At 46.0% G+C, this 4,651-nt stretch carries 4 protein-coding genes and 1 pseudogene; all 5 read left to right on the forward strand.

The features are described 5' to 3' along the window. The coding region (locus B9J84_RS04845; RefSeq protein WP_404206386.1) for an ABC transporter substrate-binding protein at nt 1–1,132 on the forward strand (1,132 nt) is incomplete at its 5' end. Between the two features lie 20 nt (nt 1,133–1,152). Further along, nucleotides 1,153–2,874 carry an ABC transporter permease gene (locus B9J84_RS04850; RefSeq protein WP_094123656.1) on the forward strand — a complete coding sequence of 574 codons (1,722 nt, stop codon included), beginning with the start codon at nt 1,153–1,155 and terminating at the stop codon, nt 2,872–2,874. Next, a complete protein-coding gene (locus B9J84_RS04855) occupies nt 2,840–3,487 on the forward strand; it encodes an ATP-binding cassette domain-containing protein (RefSeq protein WP_019282608.1) in 648 nt (215 codons plus the stop codon). Before B9J84_RS04850 ends, B9J84_RS04855 begins: the two co-directional genes overlap by 35 nt. Then, on the forward strand, nt 3,480–4,118 hold the full coding sequence (locus B9J84_RS04860; protein ID WP_094123657.1) for a CDP-alcohol phosphatidyltransferase family protein: 639 nt from the start codon (nt 3,480–3,482) through the stop codon (nt 4,116–4,118). The genes B9J84_RS04855 and B9J84_RS04860 overlap by 8 nt, the downstream gene beginning before the upstream one ends. A 158-nt stretch (nt 4,119–4,276) precedes the next feature. After that, nucleotides 4,277–4,651, forward strand: a pseudogene (locus tag B9J84_RS04865) (EAL domain-containing protein); the annotation flags it as partial.

The following is a 4,651-nucleotide window of genomic DNA, read 5'->3' on the forward strand; positions in this document are numbered from 1 at the left end:
GCTCATCACCTTACTCTGCACGTGTGCCTTCGCACTTTCCGCGTCAGCGCAAACTTGGCAACAAACCACAGATGCAGCTAAAGGACAAACCGTTTACTTTCACGCGTGGGGAGGAAGCCAAGAGATTAATGAGTACATTCGCTGGGCAGGCAACGAGCTTCAAGATCGCTACGGTATCGAGTTAAAACAGGTGAAAGTGACCGATATTGCCGAGACAACAACACGGCTTATTGCAGAAAAGGCGGCCGCTAAAAATAATAATGGCAGTGTCGATCTAGTATGGATTAATGGTGAAAACTTTAAGTCCATGAAAAGTAATGGTTTACTGTATGGTCCATTTACGGAGCGTTTACCTAACTGGCAATATGTTGATTCCTCACTGCCGATCGATCAAGATTTTTCAGAGCCGACTCTTGGCCTTGAAGCGCCTTGGGGTGTAGGACAACTGGTGTTTATTTACGATCAGGAAAAGCTCAATAACCCACCCCGTTCATTTTCAGAAATGTTGAGCTACGCAAAGGCGTTTCCGAATCGTGTTAGTTACCCTCGTCCTCCAGAGTTTCATGGCACCAGTTTCCTTAAAGTCTTATTGATTGAACTAACAGAGAACGATGTTGCCCTGTCTAAGCCTGTGGATGAACAAAATTTTGCCATAGTGACAGCGCCTCTTTGGCGCTATCTTGATGAATTTCATCCTGTGGCCTGGCGTCAAGGCAAGCAGTTTCCCAGCGGCTCTGCTCAAATGCTGCAATTGCTTGATGATGGTCAGCTTGATCTTTCCATCAACTTTAACCCCAATGCTGTTTTTTCCGCTCAAGCAAATGGAACGCTAGCGGCCTCTACCCGCTCCTACGCGTTTGAAACAGGGGCTCTTTCTAACATTCATTTTCTCGCCATTCCTTGGAATGCGAGCGCCAAAGAAGGCGCATTGGTTGCGATCAATTTCTTACTCAGTCCGGAAGCACAATCTCGCAAAGGGGATCTTTCCATTTGGGGAGATCCATCGGTATTACAAAATGAGTTCTTAAGTGGCAGCGCTAAGAAAACTCAGCTGTTTAAATCAATCGCCGAGCCACATCCAAGTTGGCAAACGGCGCTTGAAGCCGAATGGCAACAACGCTACGGCCACTAAAGAAACTGAGATAAAGCCCGATGTTTAGAGCAAGCTATTTGCTGATTATTGTCATCTGTATTGCCCCAGTTGTTCCCGGCCTACTTGGGGTCATACTCTCCTCATTGGGCTATATTCCTCCCGTCGGCTTGCACCACTTTTCTCTAGATGGCTACATCGCCATCTTACAATGGTCGGGAGTCGGGCAATCTCTACTACTTAGCATAGGTTCTGCGTTAATCAGTACCTATCTCGCCGCGGCGATCTGCTTTGTGATATTGCAATCATTATGGCACAGCCGTCACTGGTCAAAAGTAGAGAACGCTTTATCACCGTTACTGGCTATGCCTCACGTCGCTTTTGCCATTGGTTTTGCTTTTTTATTCTCGCCAAGCGGCATGATGGATCGCCTTTTGTATCATCTGTTTGGAACTTCATTCATGGGAGATGGTGCATCACTTTTAGTACGCAACCCTTACGCAGTCGGGTTAACCTTAGCGTTAGCACTTAAAGAAGTTCCTTTTTTACTGCTGATGAGCATCCCCATTTTGCAGCAATTAAACATTGATAAACTGCAACAAGCAGCGGCTTCGCTGGGTTATTCTCAACCCCAACTATGGCTAAAAGTGATCTTCCCACAGTGGTTAAATAAACTGCGGTTTGCCCTCTTTGCCGTGATTGCCTACGGCGTATCCGTTGTCGATTTGGCGCTCATTTTAGGCCCCAATAATCCACCAACGTTTGCAGTATTGGTATGGCAGTGGTTTAGTGACCCTAACTTAGCCTTAATTCCTCGCGCCGCCGCTGGCGCCGTTCTGTTGTTTATACTTGCCAGCGCCATGTTATTGATCGTTCTCTTCATCGAAAAGTGTTCCACGCAACACTACAAACGCTGGCAATACTCAGGCCGCTATGCGCTTTCCTTGCCAGGAAAATCACTGTTTTTATTCATCATTACCTTATCTCTGCTGATGTTGCCTTTAATGGTGGTTTGGAGTTTTGCACAACGTTGGCGCTTTCCAGACTTATGGCCCAGCCAGTTCAGTGCCCGTTTTTGGGACAACGAATGGTTGAATATCGCACCAACCATTTATCAAAGCGTACAATTAGCGCTATTCAGCACTGTGATTGCGCTGGTGTTATCTCTACTCGCTCATGAGTATAAGCTCAAATATCAGCGCCATTTACCCAGTTATTTGATCGCCTTGCCAATGCTCATTCCTCAGCTTTCACTGTTATTTGGCATGCAGATCGCCACACTCTTTTTAGCCAGCGATCAGTATTGGCTTTGGGTTACATGGTCACATGTATTCTTCGCCTTTCCTTTTGTCTACCTTGCGTTGGATGGCCCGTGGCAAAGCTACAATCAAAACCTGACTAAAGCAGCGTTGAGTTTAGGAAAAACGCCGTGGCAAGTATTTTGGCAAATTAAAACGCCGCAACTCTTACCAGCCATCGTTTACGCGGCAGCGGTTGGAATGAGTGTGAGCTTAGCGCAATATTTGCCGACTTTGATGCTCGGCGCAGGAAGGATCGCTACTATTACTACCGAAGCCGTTGCACTCTCGAGTGGCTTTGACCGCAGAGTCACCGCTATCTATGCCATTTGGCAAGCCCTACTTCCTTTAATTTTTTTCACCTTGGCGATTGTGATCAGCCGCCTACAAACTCATCGCCGTACCATGAACCCTATCGTTAAAAAAACTGCCCGTAAGGAAGCCATTACTCATGACGTTCTGCCTCGAAAACCTCGCCATCCATAAACAAAATGGTGAAGCTCTCTTATCGGATTTAAATATCACCATCTCCCCTGGTGAAATTGTCAGCTTAATGGGGCCGAGCGGCTGTGGAAAATCAACGCTACTTAATGTAATTGCGGGTCATTTGGGGAGGGATTTTAGCTTCCAAGGCAGAGTCATACTGGACGGTGTCGACATCACTTTGCGGCCTGCACATCAGCGGCAAGTCGGTATTTTATTTCAAGATGATCTGCTCTTCCCACATCTGACGGTTTGGCAAAATTTGGCTTTTGCCTTGCCCAACTCGGTAAAAGGCCATGAACGGCAGTCTCAAGCAGAAAAAGCATTACAGAAAATTTCTCTCGAACATCTTGCCAATGCTTACCCAGAACAGATATCTGGGGGGCAGCGAGCACGTATTAGCTTGGCTCGCATGCTACTGGCTCAACCTAAACTGGCACTATTGGATGAACCATTTAGTAAGTTAGATAAAGCACTGCGGATCCAATTTAGGGATTGGGTCTTCAATCAACTGGTCGCCGAAGGCATTCCGACCTTGATGGTCACGCACGATAAAGACGATGTTCCGCCTAACAGCCGCATTTTAACCTGCTCATGGGAGAGCGCACATGCTTGATCGATTTAGTGTCAAAATCATTCGTTGGCCACTAGAGAAAACAGCTCAAGGGCTTCATCGCTTAGGCATTACAGCGAACCAAACGACACTCTGGGGTTTTGCTTTAGGTTGCTGTGCACTTCCTGCACTTGCTTTCTCGCAGTACACGCTGGCATTAATTTTCATCATACTAAACCGAATGGCAGATGGCCTTGATGGTGCGTTGGCAAGAATTCAAGGGGTCAGCGATGCGGGAGGATTTCTCGATATCAGTTTAGATTTTCTGTTTTACTCGCTCATCCCGTTTGGTTTTGTGCTGGCTTCACCTGAGCACAATGCGGTAGCTGGCGCCTTTTTGATCTTTTCTTTTATCGGTACGGGAAGCAGCTTTCTTGCCTTCGCCGTGATGGCCAGCAAGCGAAACATCCACAGCCCTATCTACAAGCATAAATCGCTGTATTACATGTCAGGCTTGACTGAGGGTACGGAAACGATTGCTTGTTTCGTCCTGTTTTGTCTTTTTCCTCAACATTTTGCCTTAATAGCTTATCTATTCGGCGGCGCATGCTGGTTCACCACCATTACCCGCATTTATTCTGGATTTCAAACACTCTCTAACACTCACTCACGTCAAGAATACAACCATGATTAACGGTATCACTTTTGGCTTCGAACTACGGCTTCAAATCCAGATAATGTAATACATTGGGTAATCGTATAACTCTTCGAAATTCTCATCAATTGAACCAGTGGCATGCTAAACTGCGCACTTACTAACGCAGTGGCATAACGATGCCTAAGGTTGCATTTATGACTTTGACCAGACCCGTTAAAATAGCGATCTTACTCTTTCTGATCCCGACTCTTATTTTTTCGTTAGCCATCCCGATATTAATCAATCCGTTGACACGCTATGTACTGGAAAGCAAACTCGATACCGTCAATCTTTACTTGGCCAATAGAGCTCAGAGCTTAAATGATATGATTTTAGATCAAGTCGCTCAGATAAATTATGAATGCCAAGCAAGCGATATGTCATTAATTCGTGATTCCAAGTACTACAACCGATTTATTAGAATGATCGCGGTTGTCAACAAAGACGGGCGTAGCTGCTCGACTGTCGGTTTCCCATTACAACTTTCGGATGAGTTGAAAGCCTATGACCTCTCTTCAGGGTTTTACATG

The sequence above is a fragment of the Vibrio sp. V03_P4A6T147 genome (assembly GCF_002241085.1).
Lineage (GTDB): Bacteria > Pseudomonadota > Gammaproteobacteria > Enterobacterales > Vibrionaceae > Vibrio > Vibrio anguillarum.